Origin of the sequence: Thalassobium sp. R2A62 (genome assembly GCF_000161835.1) — a bacterium.
Classification (GTDB): domain Bacteria; phylum Pseudomonadota; class Alphaproteobacteria; order Rhodobacterales; family Rhodobacteraceae; genus Thalassobium.
Window position 1 is genome coordinate 2,253,720 of record NZ_GG697169.2, and the last position, 16,511, is coordinate 2,270,230.

A 16,511-nucleotide genomic window follows, 5' to 3' on the forward strand; every position below is an offset into this window, starting at 1 on the left:
TCTCTATCAGGAATTTGATTTGTTTATGACATTGGAGCCCAGTGCCTGAATTGCAACGCGCAATCCCTCGTCTGCGACATCTTGGGTGAGTGTTTCTGCTTGCTTGACCGCGGCTTGGGACATGGATTTGGACACGCGGCGCGGCGCGTGATCAAAGCTTGCCTGACCTTCGGAAAATCCAGTCGGGGCCGTTTGGGTGATCCGCACACGAGCAATCGCATTGTATCCGTAACAGGCGTTCACCTTTTCGCGGATCTGTTCCTTTTGCATCTCGAGCATCGGCGCCTGTGCGCCGGTCGTCAGCAAAACCAACGTAGCGCCAAACCCACCCTTGCCGTAGCTGACATTCACGGGCCGTGCGACCTGCGCAGTCGCCTCACCAACAATGTCCTGCCAATGGGTCAGCAGACGTGTCACAGCAAAGCCACGCGCCTCTGACGCGGACTTGATTCTGGACTGCAACAGGCCAGACGCACGGGAAAATCCCTTGGTGCTGCTATATCGACGTGGTTGTTTCATTTCGCGCACTATCTTAGTCCATTTGAGGCTGCGTGTCAGCAAAACCGTTGGGGATGGTATAAACATTGCGTGAAACTGGTCTGGGCGGCGAACTCTTGGCGTGGTATGATCTTCATGCCCGCGGAATGCCGTGGCGCGTTATGCCCGCGGATCGCGCTGCGGGTGTTCAGCCTGATCCGTACCGTATTTGGATGAGCGAAGTGATGCTGCAACAGACCACAGTTGCAGCAGTCAAAGAGTATTTTCTACGATTTACAAACAGATGGCCGACCGTCAGCGATCTCGCCAATGCGGCAGACGCGGATGTCATGGGGGAATGGGCCGGCTTGGGCTACTATGCACGAGCGCGAAACCTGTTGAAATGCGCACGCGTTATAGCGGCTGAACACGGTGGTGTTTTCCCAAATACCTATGACGGGCTCATCGCCCTGCCAGGCATTGGTCCCTACACCGCCAGTGCAATCTCTTCGATTGCGTATGATCTGCCTGAAACGGTTCTGGATGGAAACGTCGAAAGAGTGATGTCGCGGCTTTATGACATTCACACGCCGTTACCCGCTGCTAAACCTGAATTGATGACACATGCCGTCGCGCTGACACCGCAACAGCGTGCAGGTGACTATGCCCAAGCCGTCATGGATCTAGGGGCGACTATCTGCACCCCTAAAAGCCCCGCCTGCGGGATATGCCCATGGCGTGATCCATGTAAGGCGCGCGTGGCCGGCACCACCGCTGAGCTGCCCAAGAAGACCCCGAAGAAACCAAAACCCACCCGCTACGGTATCGCATATGTGGCGCGACGCGCTGACGGGGCGTGGTTGTTAGAGACGCGCCCAGACAAGGGATTGCTGGGCGGCATGTTGGGATGGCCCGGCTCTGAATGGAACGAAGCGCCAGTTGAAGACGACCCCATCTCTGCTGACTGGCAGACGCTGAACTCCGAAGCGCGGCACACATTCACCCATTTTCATCTAATCCTCGAAATTCGCACCGCAGTTCTGCCGATTGAGGCAAAACCAGCACGCGGAGATTTCATGCCTGCGCCGCAATTCCGCCCCTCTGATCTGCCAACCGTCATGCGCAAGGCCTATGATCTAGCAGCTGAGACGCTACGGCACCTTTGAGCTGACACGCAGTTTCGATAGACTGCGCAAAACCTGACAACCGGAGAGCCTCATGCTCAACGCTGAAGACATCGCCAAATTCTCTCGGGCCATTCCGTTTTGGGCCTCGCTTTTATTGATCCCAATGGCGTGGACCAGCGCGGCATGGGGCGGTTGGTGGATTGCTCTTTTACCCGTAGCCACTTGGTATCTCTTCTCGATCATCGACGCTTTTGAAGGGCTCTATACCGAAAACGCTGACCCAAACATTCCGGACGAAAACCTATACTGGTATCGCCTGATTACGATCATTTGGGCACCCGTGCAGTTTGCTACGATCTTTGGGGTTTTGATCTATGTCACTTGGTCGGGTCACCTCGGTTGGGTCGAAGAATGGGCGCTCTTTGCAGCGCTTGGGGTTTTGTCCGGTACGGTTGGCATCAACTACAGCCACGAATTGATGCATCAAAAACCCAAGATCGAACGCTGGATCGCTGATATTCTACTGGCGATGGTTCTCTATTCGCATTTCCGCTCCGAACACTTGCTGGTCCATCACCGTTATGTCGCCACGCCTAAGGATCCAGTGACTGCGCGCTACAACGAAGGGTTTCACCGCTATTTCCCACGTGTGCTATGGACTTGCCCCCAATCCGCATTCAAGGCCGAAGCCGCGATGCTCGCTCGCAAAAAGAAACCATGGACTGATCTATCGAACCCGTTTTGGCGCTATTGGGCGTTGCAGCTAGGGTTTCTCGTCTTGGCGTTTGCTATCGCGGGCGTTTGGGGGATTTTCCTGTTCTTGGTTCAGGCGTTCTGGGCCATATTCCAGCTAGAGCTGGTGAACTATGTCGAACACTATGGCCTAACCCGCAAACATTTGGGCGAGGGCAAATACGAGCACGTGCTGCCACGTCATTCTTGGAATTCTGCGCACCGCGCATCCAATTGGCTTTTGATCAATCTACAGCGGCATTCAGACCATCACTATAAACCGGATCGGCGGTTTCCGTTGCTGCAGACGTACGATGACATCGACGCACCACAACTACCATTTGGCTATCCAGTTATGACGATGATGGCTTTGTTTCCACCCGTTTGGCGCCGATTTATGAACCCCAAGGTGCGCGCATGGCGAGCCAAATATTACCCAGAAATCGAAGACTGGTCGGCCTATCGGGATGCGACCAATCCCCTGCCTCGCTAAAAGAAAAAGCCCTGCCGCTCTTGGGGAGACGACAGGGCAAAGTTATGCGCCGTGGTCTTGCCACAGGCACTGGCGGTAAACTGTTGAAATTCGGTTAGTGGGTGCGCATCTCGGCACGGATTTGCTGGCGCAAAAGATCGATTGGGACTTTTTTGCCCTCTTTCTTGTAGTGCCAGTATGTCCAGCCATTGCAGCTCGGTGCGCCTTCGAGATGCGCGCCAACCTGATGGATCGACCCTTTAACGTCATCACCGATCAGAGTGCCATCGGCACGCACTTTGGCTTTGTGACGTTTGTTGATGGAATATAGCTCTTCACCCGGACGCAGCATGCCGCGCTCAACCAGCTGGCCAAACGGAACACGTGGCTCAGCACGTTTGGATTGGCTGACTTGCAGTGCTTCTTTGTCGAACTTGCGGATTTTCGCGATGCGCTTTTCTGCAACTTCACGGTACGCCACCTCGCGTTCGATCCCGATGAACTCACGACCCAGCATTTTGGCGACTGCACCTGTGGTGCCTGTGCCAAAGAATGGATCCAGAACAACATCGCCCGGATTGGTGGTCGCCAAAAGCACACGGTGCAACAGGCTCTCTGGCTTTTGCGTCGGATGCGCCTTGTCGCCGTTGTCGTCTTTGAGACGCTCGTGACCGGTGCAAATCGGCAGAACCCAATCAGACCGCATCTGAATGCCTTCGTTCAGCGCCTTCAGCGCCTCGTAGTTGAACGTGTACTTTGCGCCTTCGCTCTTGGATGCCCAAATCAGAGTTTCGTGCGCATTGGTGAACCGTTTGCCGCGAAAGTTCGGCATCGGGTTCGACTTGCGCCAAACGACATCGTTGAGAATCCAGAACCCTTGGTTCTGCAGTTCGGCACCCATACGGAATACGTTGTGATAGCTGCCAATGCACCAGATCGCCCCATTCGGCTTGAGCAAACGGCGCGCGGCCTTGAGCCACGCCTTGGTGAATTTGTCATAGACATCAAAACTGGAAAACTGGTCCCAGTCGTTGTCGACCGCGTCCACCTTGGAATTGTCTGGGCGGTGAAGGTCGCCACGCAATTGCAAGTTGTAGGGGGGGTCCGCAAAGATAAGATCAACCGATCCCGCAGGAAGGCTGTTCATACGCTCGATGCAGTCGCCATCAAGAATCGTGTTTAGAGGGAGCGCCGCCGCACTCTGTGTTTTGGTTTTGATCGTCATTTTCTGCCTCTGTCCCGGTGGATTTGTCCACTCGTTGGTTGAGATAAGATGAGTCGAAAACGATTCGCGGTCAAAAGCTTTATTGAATCAGAGGGTTACTTATTTTTCTTGATACAAGATATTGTGTACCGGTTTGAACGAACGTCTATGGTGTGGGGTAACACCATATTTCAATAATGCATTTTTGTGACTTTTGGACGGATATCCGGCGTTTGAATCCCAGCCATATTCAGGGTGCTGTTGCGCCAAATCCACCATGACATAATCTCGACAAACTTTGGCCATAATTGAGGCCGCTGAAATTGACACAGACCGGGCATCACCCTTGATGATTGTTTGCGATTGGATCGGAAACCCGCGCGGGACCATGTTGCCATCGATCAGCGCATAGTCTGGCGCGACAGCCAAACCCTCGACCGCGCGGATCATCGCAATGTGCGACGCCCGCAGAATGTTATGTTCATCAATCTCTTCGACTGTCGCATGAGCGATCGATACGTCCGCGACCTGCAACAACTCAGCATAAAGAGCGTCGCGCTTCTTGGCGCTTAGCTTTTTGCTGTCATTCAACCCTTCGGGAATGGCGTTAGGGTCCAGCCAAACGGCGGCGGCAGTAACTGGCCCAGCCAGTGGTCCGCGCCCAACCTCGTCAACGCCCACAACCCTGAGCGCACCATCGGCCATCGCGGCCCGTTCAAATTCAAAATCTTGTCCCATGCCACCACACGCCACACTGACTCGGTCTGTGCAATAGGAAAAGGGCGGGATGCCATGACCAACATCCCGCCCCCCCTGTGGGCCGCTCTCATTTATGGGGACAGTTTAGCGGCCCCTGCTCGATCGGTTTTACCGAAAACGAAAACCTTGGTTGCGCAGGCAGCGCGGTGCCCAACCGCGACGTTCACCTCGCGACGTCCAAAGCTGGCGCGCGCACCGATCAGGCAACCGGCTCACATGGTTGTAGTTGCGCTGGATGCAGCGACGTACGGCCAAACGGCGCGTGCCTTGGGATGTGCGGAATTCACGCACACATTCAGCAGGCAATACATTGCGGCGGTTCGGACGATTTACGTCACGTTTGGGTGCATCATTTTGGCGCGTCTCGTTGTTGTCGTCTTTGGCATGTTTGATCGCCGCACCGAGCAATAGCAAAGCAACAATGCCGCCGATCGCCTCTTGGCCGCTGATCTGGTTGTTTCCACCGTAGTTTTGCGCCTGTGTGGCAGTGGCGCTGGTAAAGGCCAGCGCGGTCGCAAGACCCAAAGCAATGAGTGTGCGTTTCATATCGTGTACTCCTTGGTGTGTGCGGCGCCTCGGGCAGCGAGGGCCGGTGTATGAACCAAAGATGGGGTAGACCGCAGAAGTCAGACAATAACGCCACATTGTTAGGGGATAACGTCCGGTGTTTTGGTGTTGGTTATTGAATAACGCGCCTCGCTACGCGCACATTGGGCGCATGAAACGCATTATTCCCCTCACGCTGGCCCTGAGTGTTTTGGCAACTGGCGCACAAGCCGCCTGTTACGCCGACTACAAAGCCAAACAAGACGATCCGTTGCGGCTGCACTATGGTGTGGCTGAAATTAATGGTGACTGCACAGTTGATGCCGCAATAGACGAGCTTGTCTCGCGACTAGACGGCAGCAGTTGGCAGCTGTTGAATGTCGTATCCGTCTTTGACGAAGGTGGCCTAAGCGAAAGGGAAGACAGTGCTGGACAATTCTACCTCCGCTATTGAGGCGCGCCAGACCGGCAACCGCATTGTCGCGGTTGGAATAGCCGCGATCATTCTGATCCTATTGATTGCCGCGGTTTTGTTGTTTGTGAATTTGCCTGACGCCAATGCGTTCAACGCGCGGGTCGAACAGTTGTTCATTGAAAGCGACGATCTGACCGGCAATGCCGAGATCAAGCTTCTCGAGATCCTTGCACAATCTGGCACCTCATTTTCTGACACCTTGTCGAGCTACCGATTTGTGATTTTTGTGCTGCTTGTCTTTGCGACGGCGCTCTTGGTGGCGGCTCTGGTTTTTTTGATCATGCTGATCACATTGAACCGACGGATGGCGCAAATCGAACGCGCGGGTATCCAAGTGAACTCTCTCTTGATCAGTCGTGAACAAAAGACAGTCTATTTGAACAACTTTGAATTCAAGCTGACCGACGCCGCGATTGAAACACTTTCGGTTTTGGCCGAGGCGCGAATGGACGACGAAGTATTGTCAGGTGTCGAGATCGAAGCTGTCATCTCTGGGCGTTCATCTGTGGATTGCGAAGAGGCCGCTGGTGCGACCCGGATCAAACGTTTGCGCGATACGTTGGGCAACCAAATGATGAGCGAACTATTGATCAAGAATATTGCGCGCAAGGGCTATATGCTGGCGATCGACAAAGACGTCATTCGGATGATCTAGCGATCCAAACAGGTGCGGGTGTGACCTTTACGGTTCTGAAACAGTCTGTCTGGATCGCATCGAGCCAATCGGGTGATATCTGGGGACACACCCAATCAGACACCTCAGACAAACATGAACATGTCGCTGTCTGAACTTGCTTCGGCGTGGACATGTTGATCCGAATTTTCCTCGACTGGCCCAACAGAAACGGGCGCTGATCTGCTATCGCTTGATTTCAAGCAGCCGACGTTGATTTCACCAGTAGCCGCATCGGCACTTTGCTGGTGGTGATCATGGACCATCATGTTTTCATCACTGGTGAACGCCACAGCGTCATGTTGGTGGTCCTGCTCCATCGTGTCATCTGAATAATCTTAGAATTCAAAATGGTCTGCGATGTAGATATCGCTCCACGACACATCATCGGCCACATCGATCAAGAAACGCTCGCCCGTACCTTTCTCGGAAACGGTATAGTAGGTGTTTCCTTCCAAAACCGTTTTCCACATTTTCAGCTCATCAAAGCTTTCCACGCCCGAAGATGAAAGAAATCGGATCGTGTCGACCCCGAGGGTAAAATCCTCAACAACATGAAGCTGTGCATTCTTGCTGGCCCTATCACCGTTCAAGTCATTCCATTCATACATATTGGCGTCAGTGATCAGCGCAGTGTTGTCGCCAAAGAGGAAGTTGTCTTCAGACACCAGATCCTTCCAGCTCGCGTCGTCTTCGGTATCAACGAGAAACCGCTCTCCTGTTCCTTTTACGTGGATCGAGAAATGACTGTTACCATCTATGACGGCTTTCCAGATCGCCAAATCGCTGAACCCTGTCACGCCAGACGACGCATCAAAATGGATCAGGTCTTCGCCAATGACAAAGTCCATGACGACATCCAGTTCCCCCATACGTTCGAGCTTCGTACCTTCAGTTTCCGACCAAAGGATCAGATCATCAGCGCCAAATTGGAAGACGTCTTGACCAGATCCACCGATCATCATGTCGGCGCCTGAGCCGCCATCTAGAACATCATTGTCGCTGGCTCCGTTCAGCAGGTCATTACCTGCCCCGCCATGCAATATGTCTTCTTCGGTTCCGCCGAAAAGGGCGTCGTCACCCGCTTCACCAAACAGGGTGTCGCGACCGGTGCCACCACCCAGCGCATCATCCCCAGTACCGCCATAGACGATATCATTGCCGGATCTGGCATTAACAACATCATCACCACCACCAGCGTAGATCGTCTGCGATGATTGGTCCGGCCCTGTCCCAAACTTAAAGCCGTGAATGTATTCTGCATCATCCGTCGCAGTGACCATCACGTCATCAGCTCGGACATTGATCAGATCGTTTTCACGGTCCTCGTAGTGCTCGAGCGGAACGAAATTCATCGGGTTCTCATAATCGACTACCGGCAAGGCATCGATTTCTGCCTTGCTCAGTTTGTAGAAATGGGTTTCTTCCGCCCCTTGCCGGAACGCGGCAGGAGTATCTTCGATTGCATTTTCGGACAACCGCGCACCTTCCAAGGCAAAGAGGGCCGATTTTTCATCACCATCCTGCATACGCAGCCATTGCTGACCGTGAAACATCACAACCTCGACCGTGATGCCTGCAACCACTGTCGGCAAGGCGTAGAGATCAATCGCCTGCCCCTCAATCTGGATCACGTCACGTGATGGGTCAAAGGTATCCAACCGTCCAATGGTACGATCGCCAAGATCTGCAAAGTCCCGGAAGTTATAGACGTCGTGTCCGCCGTTTCCGTAGATGTGATGAGAATCGTGCCGGTAGGTGCCGATAGAGGTCAAATTATTCAGACGAATTTCGAAGATATCATCAACGAATCCTCCGAACCAATGAATTTGTCCGCCATTGGAATTGTGACTGCCATCATATGTTGCCATTTACCGTCTCCTCAACTTTCAGACCAAATTACGACCCCTGAACTGTTGGTTTGCTCCGGGACTACCTATCCATAATTACTTATTACCCATTCGTGTTTTCTGTTGACTACCCCTTAAGTGTATCCACTTTTATCAGCATTTTCTGATTGAAAGAGGTTTGAGAAAGCCACCCCTGATCTGCAAAAGTGCAATCGCAACGTTCTTCGCCATAAAAAACAGGGGGCTGCGACAAAGAACCGTGGTGAGGACAAAGGGATAGTACAAAAGCGACTTTGTTTTAGCTTCATAATTTGCCTGACCCGCGTTATCTTTGGCGGAAAGTTGACAAAACCCAATAACTTTCGACTGCGTGAAGCCAATTTTGACGGTCAGTATTTATTATATTTTTCAAATGGTTAGTGATTTATCAAATCGATTCAACTGTAACTTCTGACCTTCAATACTTGCTTATGGGCTTCCGAGGATCGGAGTAGCACTCAAAAGGGTGCTGTCAGACGAATGCGAACCAGTCTCTACTAGGCCAGTGAGGCTGATCCTTATGCCGCGCCGAGTTGACGCCACTCGGCAAGAGCGGCGGTGCGGTTGAGCTTGAAATTGTTGCGTGAGTAGAGGTGGCGTTCCTGATTGAAATGGTTGTGAACTGAAGAATGGACGGTGGCGAATTTCTGTAAACTTCGCATGCGCCTGAACCGGAGCATGGCCCGCTCTCGTCGTCGAAATGGCAGGTGTGAATTCTCAGCGCGATTGTTCAGCCAACGGCCTGTTTCCTGTTTCGGCGCATTGCCGATGACCTTCATAGCAGCACCGTATGATCTCAGTCTGTCGGTCACAATAATCTGCGGTCGACCACACCGCTTCATTGATTTTTTTATGAATTTCAATGCTGCTTTGCGATCCCGTCGCTTTGTGACGAAGGATTCAAGCACTTCGCCCTCGTGATCCAAGGCCCGCCACAGGTAATGCGTCTCACCATTGATCTTCACGAAAACCTCGTCCAGGTGCCACTGCCAGTTTGAATAGGCGCGCATCCGGCTTGCCCGCTTTCTGCGGATCTCGGCTGCGAACATCGGACCAAATCTGTTCCACTAGAACCGGACGGTTTCATGGCTGATCTCAATCCCACGCTCATGCAGAAGATCTTCCACGTTCCTCAGCGATAGCGGAAACCGAACATAGAGCATCACCGCCAGGCGAATGACCTCTGCGCTGGTTTTAAAATAGCGAAATGGGGAGCGTTTTGTCATCCTACGAGGCTAGGTCACCGCTCTGCCCGCCTCAAGCTAGTTTCCTCTGACAGTGCCCAAAGTACCGCTTTTCGTCAGTGTATTTGACGGCCAGCTCGCGCGTGCTCAGCGCCTCATGCTCCAGTGCAAACGCAATCAGATCGTCACGACGATCGTCAGGGATGCGGTTCCAGACGGATTTAGGGCATGGAGATTTGTCAGCCAGCCCGTCAAACCCGCCTTCGAGATATAAATCATACCAGCGGTAGAATGTGGTGCGTGGAATGCCAAGCATGTCGAGGGCCTGCTTGGTTGGCAGATGTGATCCTTCAACGGTACGGATGATCTCAAACTTCTCTGATGCGTGATACCTCATTCCAGATCCTCCCCAACCCCTGTCATGCTTTTTTTGAGCAGGCGGTTCTCAAGCGTTAGATCGGCCACGCATTCCTTCAAGGCCATGGCTTCTGAACGCAGTTCTTTCACTTCAGGGGATGTGGCCTGACGGGCTGTGTCGCCAGACAAGCGGCGTTTGCCTGCTTCAAGGAACTCTTTCGACCAGCTGTAATACAGGCTCTCCGCGATGCCTTCACGACGGCAAAGAGCAGAGATGCTCTCTTCTCCGCGCATTCCCGCCAAAACAATGCGGATCTTCTCTTCAGCCGAATAAGTTTGCCGTGTCTTGCGGCGGATGTTCTTTACCAATTTATCTGCAGACGCTTTGCTGCTTCCGGATTTATTGTTCATCTTCACTCCATGAAGGTTACGATGAACCAGAAATCCTCCGGTGTTCAATTCCTCAAATCTGTCCCAAAGGCGCTGACGTCAGACAGTGTCTCAATTAGTACTTACTACGCGGCGCACACCAGTCTTAGTATCAAAGACATGGGCCATGCCTTGAGCAATGGCAAAGCGGCGTGTGTCGCCGTGCTTTTTTATATGATGGACGCCTTGCATGCTGGCAGTAAAATTCTCTGCGGTTTCATCTATCGCACCGTGCAAAAGCGTATTGGCACCAAGCGGTTCGGCCAATTTGATCGACACGCGTATTGGGCCATTTTCATCTGGTACAAGATGTTCTGGTCGTACACCCAATTTGACGGGCCCATCTGCACCTATCGCGCTCGCCACTGCTTGCCCCAAAAAAAGAACTTCTCCATTCTTCACTTCCGCATCAACGATGTTCATGGCTGGGCTGCCGATAAATTGCGCAGCGAATAAAGTGCGCGGGGTTTCATACACTTCCAGTGGTGTTCCGATCTGCTCGGCGATCCCTGCATTCATCACAATCATCCGGTCAGCCATCGTCATTGCCTCAACCTGATCATGGGTAACATAAAGCGCTGTGATACCTAATTTTGATTGCAATTCTTTGATTTCTAACCGCATCTGCACGCGTAGTTTGGCGTCTAGATTTGAAAGCGGCTCGTCAAACAAGAACACTGCCGGTTCGCGCACAATTGCGCGGCCCATGGCGACACGCTGGCGTTGCCCGCCCGATAGTTGTTTCGGCTTACGATCCAGTAGCGGCTCTAGCTGAAGCAGCGTCGCAGCGGCAGTCACTTTTGCATCGATCTGGTCTTTGGGTAGCTTCGCGATTTTCAGTCCGTAGCCCATGTTTTGCCGTACTGACATATGCGGATAAAGCGCGTAATTTTGGAACACCATGGCGATGTTACGGTCCATAGGTTCTTTGTCATTTGCACGCTCGTCGCCGATAAAGATGTCACCCGCCGATAAGGTTTCCAGACCGGCAACCATGCGCAGCAACGTGGATTTCCCGCAGCCCGACGGGCCAACAATCACGATAAACTCGCCGTCGGCAATGTCGGTGCTGATGCCATGGATCACATCCGTCGCTCCAAAGCTTTTCTTGACGTCTTTTAGGGAAACCGTTGACATATCTATTTCTCGCTATCGACGAGGCCGCGGATAAACAGCCGTTGCATACTAACTACGACGATCACCGGAGGGATCATCGCAAGGATGGAGGTCGCCATGATTACTGGCCAATCGGCCACATCATCGCCTGACGGGAACATTTGTTTGATTCCCATGACAATCGTGTTCATCTCGGGGTCCGTCGTGATGAGCAGTGGCCAGAGGTATTGGTTCCAGCCATAGATGAACAAAATGACGAAAAGGGCCGCGACATTTGTGCGGCTCATCGGAACAACAATATCCCAAAAGAATCGCATTGGGCTGGCACCATCGACGCGGGCAGCTTCTGCTAATTCGTCTGGGATCGTCAGGAAGAATTGTCGGAAAAGGAATGTAGCCGTAGCTGAGGCGATCAATGGGAAGATCAGACCGCCGTAGCTATTGAGCATGCCGAACCCTGCGACGATCTCGTAGGTTGGGACAATTCGGACCTCAACCGGTAGCATAAGCGTCAGGAAGATCATCCAGAAGAAGATATTGCGCCCCGGAAAGCGGAAGTAAACAATGGCGAATGCGGAGAGAAGCGAAATGATGATTTTGCCAACTGCAATCCCGATGGCCATCACGAGGCTGTTGAATAGCATTGTCGAGACAGGAACATTTACACCGGAAAACAAGGCCTTTGAGTAGTTTTCCCAAAGTTGATCGCCGGGCCAAAGCGGCATAGGAGGCTTGACGATTTCGGGTTGGGTGACGGTGGATGCGACGAATGCCAACCAAATCGGGAAAAAGATGATCAAAACGCCAAGGATCATCATCACATGGCTAAGCCACAGACCGGCGCCACGTTTTTCGACCATGCCGTGTACTTCGCGAGCCATCAGTAATGCACCCTTTTCTCGACGAACTTGAATTGGATGATGGTCAGCAAACCGACTACAAATAGTAGGATAACAGACTGTGCAGACGACGAACCGAGGTCCTGGCCAACGAACCCATCGGCAAACACTTTGTAAACCAGCACGGTTGTTGATTGTTGCGGGCCACCAGAGGTGATGGTGTGAATCACGCCAAAAGTTTCAAAGAAAGAGTAGACGACATTGACGACCAGCAAGAAGAAAGTTGTTGGCGAGAGCAATGGCAGGACAATCGTCCAGAATCTTTTCCAAAACCGTGCGCCATCGATCGCAGCAGCCTCGATCACGGAACGTGGGACAGCTTGCAGGGCTGCGAAGAAGAACAAGAAGTTGTAGCTGATGCGCCCCCAAGCAGAGGCAACGACGACCAGCCCCATTGCCTCGCCCCCATTTAGCACATGGTTCCAGTCATAACTGAGATTGCCCAGATACCACGAAACGACACCCACGCGTGTATTGAACATGAAAAGCCACAGTACGCCTGCAATTGCGGGAGCCACGGCGTAGGGCCAGATCAACATGGTACGGTAGACACCTGACCCTTTGATCAACCTGTCCGCCACAACGGCCAAAAACAAAGCTGGGATCATTGAACACAACGTAACAAGGATAGAGAAGACCGCTGTTGTGACAAAAGACGCGCGGTAGAATTTGTCGCTCAGTAGAAATTCGAAATTGCCTAAGCCCACAAACTGAGACGACAGGCCAAATGGGTCAGGGATAAACAGCGATTGCCAGATTGCTTGCCCTGCGGGGTAGAAAAAGAAGATTGCAGATATTACGACCTGCGGCGCGATTAAAAGCGCTGGAAGCAACCAACCGCGAAACGTGACGCGTTTTTCCAATGTCTGCCCCCTCAATCTTTTCGGCGGGCCAAGATTAGGCCCGCCGCCGTATTGCGTTTAGCGGTTCGCTTGCTCGAAGCGACGCAGCAACGCATCGCCACGTTCTTTGGCGCTATCCATTGCTTCCTGGGCCGTCTTGTCACCAGACCAGATGCCCTCAAGTTCCTCGTCGATGATGCCGCGGATCTGGTCGAACGAGCCAAGACGCAAGCCGTTGGAATTGGCCGTTGTCGCATTTGCAGTCATCTGGATGACGGCCACTTCGGTGCCGACGTTTTCTTCATAGAAACCGGATGCTTTGGTCGCGGCACTGGCCTCGGCCGTGATCGGCAAGTAACCCGTGTCTTGGTGCCACTGCGCTTGCACGTCAGACGATGACAAGAAGCTCAGGAACTCGCCTGCGCCCTTATATTCATCAGCCTCATGACCTTCCATGACCCACAAAGATGCACCACCAATGATGGTGTTCTGCGGGCTGTTGCCGACGCCTTCCCAGTAAGGAAGTGGACGTACGTCAAATTCAAACTCGGCCTCAGCCTTGATTCCAGCGTAACCGGCAGAGCTTTCCGTAAACAGCGCACATTCGCCTGCGCGGAAGTTCGCGCCACCTTCATTGCGTCGACCAGTGTAAATGAATTTACCATCCTGCGCCCATTGCCCCATGGCCGTCAGGTGCGCGACTTGCGCGGGGCCGTTAAGCATCAGCTCTGTGTCGAGACCGGCAAAGCCGTTGTCTTGGCTTGCGAATGGCACGTCATGATACGCCGAGAAGTTCTCAAGGTGAATCCAGCTTTGCCATGCAGTAACAAGTGGGCATTCTTCGCCACCAGCTTTCAATGCGCCAAGTGCTGCATCAACATTTTGCCAAGTGGACAAGTCCATATCTGGATCAACGCCAGCAGCTTCCATCGCATCACGGTTAACCCAAAGAACAGGTGTGGATGCGTTGAATGGCAAGGACAGCATGTCGCCTTCAGTCGACGTGTAATACCCTTTGACGGCACCGATGTAAGCGTCTTGGTCAAACGTCGCACCACTTGCTGCCATGACTTCGTGCATTGGGCGCACAGCGCCGCCAGCGGCCATCATTGTGGCTGTGCCAACTTCGAACACCATCAAGATATGTGGTTGCTCACCCGCGCGGAAAGCAGCGATGCCGGAGTTCAATGTTTCGGAGTAGTTGCCCTTGTGACTTTGCACGACGACGTATTCGCTTTGGCTCGCATTGAAGTCTTCGACTTGTGCTGCGACCAGCTCCCCAAGGCGTCCGGTGAATGCGTGCCAAAATTGGACTTCGGTCTGCGCTGAAGCCGCTATTGGCGTCAGCATCGTGGATACGGCGAGAGCGCCGATCAGTGACTTTTTCATAGTTCCTCCCTTTGCACCATTTTGGCGCGTTGTCATGTGATGCTAAAGCGCAGCGCCCGCATCGGTTGTCAGACACCAGCAATACAGCCTCTGAAACATAATGCAAGGTGGTAAAATTCTTGCAATATATAACACAATATTATGGACCTTTTACCTCCAACATGTGAAGTAGGGTCATGAAAAACAGACTTAGATTACGCCAATTCGAAGCGTTAATGGCCGTAATACAACATGGCAGTATAACACGTGCTGCAACAGAATTGGGTATCAGTCAGCCTGCCGTCAGTCGCCTTATCGCCGATCTGGGACGCAATTTAGGGTTTCCTTTGTTTGACCGTCGTGGCGGTCAATCTGTTCCAACGCAAGAAGTGAGATTTCTGCAGGCTGACATCCAGCGTGTTCTAGATTTGATGGAACAGATCGGCGAAGTCAGTCAAAGCATAACCGAACGCAAGGCCGGCCATATCAAAATCGCATGTTTGCCAGGCTTCGCAACCAGCCATCTTCCTGCGGTCGTCGCCCAGTTCTTAAAGGATCGACCGGGTATTGGCATTACAATTGAACCGGATCGTCCTGAGCGCATTTTGGAATGGATGATAGATGAACAGTTCGACTTTGGTATTACAGACGGTTTCCGCGGGCATTCTGCAGTCATCGGCCAAGATATTTACATGCAAACGGTCTGCATCTTTCCAGATGGTCACCGTTTAGGCCGTTATTCGGAAATAACACCTACCTTGTTGGCGGGTGAGAAAATTATTCACACACGCCGTGACAGTGACTTTTTTAAGAGCCTCGACAGTGCCTTTCTTGCAGAGGGCACGACATTGAAGACGCTCGTCGAAACACGTCAATTCACTGCTGCCTGTGAGTTGGTAGCCAACGGGCTAGGTGTCGCGATTGTTAGTAAGTTGGATGCTATGAAGTTTGCCGATCTGAATGTTCAGATTAGGCCGTTCCTACCCGCAATCTCACACCGACTTTCACTCGTTCGGCCAACTTTCAAACAACCGTCGGCCATTACGCTAGAATTCATTGACGCCTTTGCGACGAGCCTGATTCCGTTTCAGACAGAATCCCCCAGCTCGTAGGCCGTTAGGAAACCAGTCGTATCCTATGGCTTCGCAATCTAACCTGTGGTGCTCTGCCTTATAATCAATGGTAGGACATTTTGAGTTTAAAGCTTAAGCGGATATTTGACGACCGAGCTCGAACGGCAGCAATGCCGAACTCGGACATGTCTAAATGCAGCGCTACCCCTTCAATGTCGGCTTTCGGGAAACTGCGTTGCAGCAACCGGCTAATTCGTGAAGGTCCGGTATGGGCCGTGATCTCGGAGTCAGATTTGTCTCTTTCCCGAAAGCGGGCTTTAGCCGCGCGGCAGAAAGCCGGTAAAGTGGGCTCATTTCTGCCATTCCCTGCACTTTGGTTGAATGTCCGCTCAGACCCGGAAGTGACCGGTTTGCACGCAGCACGGAGCATTGCAATCTGGCGCGCAGAGTTATGGCTCAATTGGCGCAATCTTATGCGCCCAGTAAGTCTCTCAAGTCATTGATATCTCGCGAGCGAGACTCAACGTTACGCGCTTCCCTACATCCCTGTCTTTCGCGTCTGGCGTGGGTTGGATCATGCGTGATCTTCAGGATTTGGTCCGTGAAAATCGCCTCATAATTTTCGGAAACGCTTCTGGAAATGTCCCAACAGCGAGGCTGTTTGAACGAAGAGAAGAGCTTTTCAACAGAATGCACTGGGTCCACTCAATTCTGTTTCGTTCCGAATTTAGTTCCGGTTGATAAATTTCCCCCAATCAATGCCGCTCTAATATGCTGTTATTTATGGTGACCCCGGCAGGATTCGAACCTGCAACCTGCCCCTTAGGAGGGGGCTGCTCTATCCAGTTGAGCCACGGGGCCTAGAAACCGTATTGTCGCCACAAACGAT

The 16,511-nt window shown here is 52.5% G+C and carries 15 protein-coding genes, 1 tRNA gene and 2 pseudogenes; 5 read left to right on the forward strand and 13 right to left on the reverse strand.

Translation table 11 applies throughout. The features are described 5' to 3' along the window. Nucleotides 1-6: 6 nt before the first annotated feature. A complete protein-coding gene (locus TR2A62_RS11210) occupies nt 7-519 on the reverse strand; it encodes a DUF721 domain-containing protein (RefSeq protein ID WP_040821462.1) in 513 nt (170 codons plus the stop codon). A 65-nt stretch (nt 520-584) separates the two neighbouring features. Here TR2A62_RS11210 and mutY point away from each other — a divergent pair, with 65 nt between their 5' ends. Together mutY and TR2A62_RS11220 are read left to right on the forward strand one after the other, a co-directional pair. Further along, a complete protein-coding gene (gene mutY / locus TR2A62_RS11215) occupies nt 585-1,643 on the forward strand; it encodes an A/G-specific adenine glycosylase (RefSeq protein ID WP_009157742.1) in 1,059 nt (352 codons plus the stop codon). A gap of 52 nt (nt 1,644-1,695) precedes the next feature. Further along, complete coding sequence (locus TR2A62_RS11220) at nt 1,696-2,829, forward strand: alkane 1-monooxygenase (protein ID WP_009159188.1); 1,134 nt, start codon at nt 1,696-1,698, stop codon at nt 2,827-2,829. A gap of 94 nt (nt 2,830-2,923) precedes the next feature. Here TR2A62_RS11220 and TR2A62_RS11225 read toward each other — a convergent pair whose 3' ends face one another. The 3 genes from TR2A62_RS11225 to TR2A62_RS11235 form a co-directional block, all read right to left on the reverse strand. Continuing rightward, nucleotides 2,924-4,033: a site-specific DNA-methyltransferase gene (locus tag TR2A62_RS11225; RefSeq protein ID WP_009158582.1), complete on the reverse strand. Its 1,110-nt coding sequence runs from the start codon at nt 4,031-4,033 to the stop codon at nt 2,924-2,926. 99 nt (nt 4,034-4,132) lie between these two features. After that, nucleotides 4,133-4,750: a ribonuclease HII gene (locus tag TR2A62_RS11230; RefSeq protein WP_009157649.1), complete on the reverse strand. Its 618-nt coding sequence runs from the start codon at nt 4,748-4,750 to the stop codon at nt 4,133-4,135. 129 nt (nt 4,751-4,879) lie between these two features. After that, complete coding sequence (locus TR2A62_RS11235; protein ID WP_009159608.1) at nt 4,880-5,317, reverse strand: hypothetical protein; 438 nt, start codon at nt 5,315-5,317, stop codon at nt 4,880-4,882. Between the two features lie 172 nt (nt 5,318-5,489). Here TR2A62_RS11235 and TR2A62_RS11240 point away from each other — a divergent pair, with 172 nt between their 5' ends. Both TR2A62_RS11240 and TR2A62_RS11245 read left to right on the forward strand, forming a co-directional pair. Then, nucleotides 5,490-5,771: a hypothetical protein gene (locus tag TR2A62_RS11240; RefSeq protein ID WP_040820654.1), complete on the forward strand. Its 282-nt coding sequence runs from the start codon at nt 5,490-5,492 to the stop codon at nt 5,769-5,771. Further along, nucleotides 5,743-6,447, forward strand: coding sequence for a hypothetical protein (locus TR2A62_RS11245; RefSeq protein WP_009157984.1), 705 nt, complete (start codon nt 5,743-5,745; stop codon nt 6,445-6,447). The genes TR2A62_RS11240 and TR2A62_RS11245 overlap by 29 nt, the downstream gene beginning before the upstream one ends. Before the next feature lie 104 nt (nt 6,448-6,551). Here the strand turns inward: TR2A62_RS11245 and TR2A62_RS11250 are convergent, their stop codons facing one another. The 8 genes and pseudogenes from TR2A62_RS11250 to ugpB form a co-directional block, all read right to left on the reverse strand. Beyond that, on the reverse strand, nt 6,552-6,785 hold the full coding sequence (locus TR2A62_RS11250; protein WP_009160831.1) for a hypothetical protein: 234 nt from the start codon (nt 6,783-6,785) through the stop codon (nt 6,552-6,554). An 18-nt stretch (nt 6,786-6,803) separates the two neighbouring features. Continuing rightward, on the reverse strand, nt 6,804-8,336 hold the full coding sequence (locus TR2A62_RS17665; RefSeq protein ID WP_009158514.1) for a calcium-binding protein: 1,533 nt from the start codon (nt 8,334-8,336) through the stop codon (nt 6,804-6,806). 536 nt (nt 8,337-8,872) lie between these two features. After that, a pseudogene (locus tag TR2A62_RS11260) lies at nt 8,873-9,580 on the reverse strand (IS6 family transposase). 58 nt (nt 9,581-9,638) lie between these two features. Continuing rightward, nucleotides 9,639-10,306: pseudogene (locus TR2A62_RS18520) on the reverse strand (helix-turn-helix domain-containing protein); the annotation flags it as partial. A gap of 90 nt (nt 10,307-10,396) precedes the next feature. Then, nucleotides 10,397-11,461, reverse strand: coding sequence for an ABC transporter ATP-binding protein (locus TR2A62_RS11275; RefSeq protein WP_009159144.1), 1,065 nt, complete (start codon nt 11,459-11,461; stop codon nt 10,397-10,399). A 2-nt stretch (nt 11,462-11,463) separates the two neighbouring features. Next, nucleotides 11,464-12,300, reverse strand: a complete 837-nt coding sequence (gene ugpE / locus TR2A62_RS11280; RefSeq protein ID WP_040821469.1) for a sn-glycerol-3-phosphate ABC transporter permease UgpE — start codon at nt 12,298-12,300, stop codon at nt 11,464-11,466. A 20-nt stretch (nt 12,301-12,320) separates the two neighbouring features. After that, nucleotides 12,321-13,202 carry a sn-glycerol-3-phosphate ABC transporter permease UgpA gene (gene ugpA / locus TR2A62_RS11285; protein WP_009158241.1) on the reverse strand — a complete coding sequence of 294 codons (882 nt, stop codon included), beginning with the start codon at nt 13,200-13,202 and terminating at the stop codon, nt 12,321-12,323. A 57-nt stretch (nt 13,203-13,259) separates the two neighbouring features. Further along, a complete protein-coding gene (gene ugpB, locus TR2A62_RS11290) occupies nt 13,260-14,570 on the reverse strand; it encodes a sn-glycerol-3-phosphate ABC transporter substrate-binding protein UgpB (protein ID WP_009157398.1) in 1,311 nt (436 codons plus the stop codon). A gap of 176 nt (nt 14,571-14,746) precedes the next feature. Here ugpB and TR2A62_RS11295 point away from each other — a divergent pair, with 176 nt between their 5' ends. After that, the gene (locus tag TR2A62_RS11295) at nt 14,747-15,661 is read left to right on the forward strand and encodes a LysR substrate-binding domain-containing protein (protein ID WP_009160321.1); all 915 of its coding nucleotides are present in this window, start codon (nt 14,747-14,749) and stop codon (nt 15,659-15,661) included. Between the two features lie 745 nt (nt 15,662-16,406). Here the strand turns inward: TR2A62_RS11295 and TR2A62_RS11300 are convergent. Further along, a tRNA-Arg gene (locus TR2A62_RS11300) sits at nt 16,407-16,483 on the reverse strand. Nucleotides 16,484-16,511 lie beyond the last annotated feature (28 nt).